Here is a 1,513-nt window from a genome sequence, read left to right as displayed (position 1 = left end):
CTACCTAAATAGCTTTCGAGGAGAACCAGCTATCTCCGAGCTTGATTAGCCTTTCACTCCGATCCACAGGTCATCCGCTAACTTTTCAACGGTAGTCGGTTCGGTCCTCCAGTCAGTGTTACCTAACCTTCAACCTGCCCATGGATAGATCGCCCGGTTTCGGGTCTATTCCCAGCGACTAGACGCCCTATTAAGACTCGCTTTCGCTACGCCTCCCCTATTCGGTTAAGCTCGCCACTGAAAATAAGTCGCTGACCCATTATACAAAAGGTACGCAGTCACAGAACAAAGTCTGCTCCCACTGCTTGTACGCATACGGTTTCAGGATCTATTTCACTCCCCTCTCCGGGGTTCTTTTCGCCTTTCCCTCACGGTACTAGTTCACTATCGGTCAGTCAGTAGTATTTAGCCTTGGAGGATGGTCCCCCCATATTCAGACAAAGTTTCTCGTGCTCCGTCCTACTCGATTTCATGACTAAGAGACTTTCGCGTACAGGGCTATCACCCACTATGGCCGCACTTTCCAGAGCGTTCCGCTAATCTCAAAGCCACTTAAGGGCTAGTCCCCGTTCGCTCGCCACTACTAAGGGAATCTCGGTTGATTTCTTTTCCTCAGGGTACTTAGATGTTTCAGTTCCCCTGGTTCGCCTCTTGCACCTATGTATTCAGTACAAGATAACCATCTTGTGATGGCTGGGTTCCCCCATTCAGACATCTCCGGATCAAAGTCTGTTTGCCGACTCCCCGAAGCTTTTCGCAGGCTACCACGTCTTTCATCGCCTCTGACTGCCAAGGCATCCACCGTATGCGCTTCTTCACTTGACCATATAACCCCAAGCAATCTGGTTATACTGTGAAGACGACATTCGCCGAAAATTCGCAAAACTCTTAAGAGTCACTCACAAATTTTACCTTAGCCTGATCCGTTACCAGTGAAAGTAACGTTCAGTCTATCTTTCTATCACATACCCAAATTTTTAAAGAACGATCTAATCAAAGACTAGAAATCAATATTCACGCCGGAATATTCATTTCTAAGCTCTAACAAGTAGAAGCAGTTAATGGTGGAGCCAAGCGGGATCGAACCGCTGACCTCCTGCGTGCAAGGCAGGCGCTCTCCCAGCTGAGCTATGGCCCCATACAAAATTGGTGGGTCTGGGCAGATTCGAACTGCCGACCTCACCCTTATCAGGGGTGCGCTCTAACCAACTGAGCTACAGACCCAATTTCGAGCGCGTAACTGATTAGCTCAGAGCTATCAGCTTGGAGCTTAAAGCTGCTTCTATCGTCTTCTTCAATGAATCAAGCAATTCGTGTGGGAACTTATGGAGCAGCTGATGTCGTCGATTAAGGAGGTGATCCAGCCGCAGGTTCCCCTACGGCTACCTTGTTACGACTTCACCCCAGTCATGAATCACACCGTGGTAACCGTCCTCCCGAAGGTTAGACTAGCTACTTCTGGTGCAACCCACTCCCATGGTGTGACGGGCGGTGTGTACAAGGCCCGGGAACG

Annotated in this window: 2 tRNA genes and 2 rRNA genes; all 4 read right to left on the bottom strand. The window is 49.4% G+C overall.

Going from position 1 to position 1,513, the window contains the following annotated elements:
- Positions 1-825: ribosomal RNA gene (locus tag HT737_RS29650) — 23S ribosomal RNA — on the bottom strand; the annotation flags it as partial.
- Between the two features lie 237 nt (positions 826-1,062).
- A tRNA-Ala gene (locus HT737_RS29645) sits at positions 1,063-1,138 on the bottom strand.
- A gap of 9 nt (positions 1,139-1,147) precedes the next feature.
- A tRNA-Ile gene (locus HT737_RS29640) sits at positions 1,148-1,224 on the bottom strand.
- A 124-nt stretch (positions 1,225-1,348) separates the two neighbouring features.
- Positions 1,349-1,513 (bottom strand): 16S ribosomal RNA (locus HT737_RS29635); the annotation flags it as partial.

The organism is Pseudomonas sp. MD195_PC81_125 (assembly GCF_014060985.1).
Taxonomy (GTDB): domain Bacteria; phylum Pseudomonadota; class Gammaproteobacteria; order Pseudomonadales; family Pseudomonadaceae; genus Aquipseudomonas; species Aquipseudomonas parakoreensis.
The sequence above is the reverse complement of the archived record's forward strand: the minus strand, read 5'-3'. Positions and strand labels throughout refer to the sequence as shown.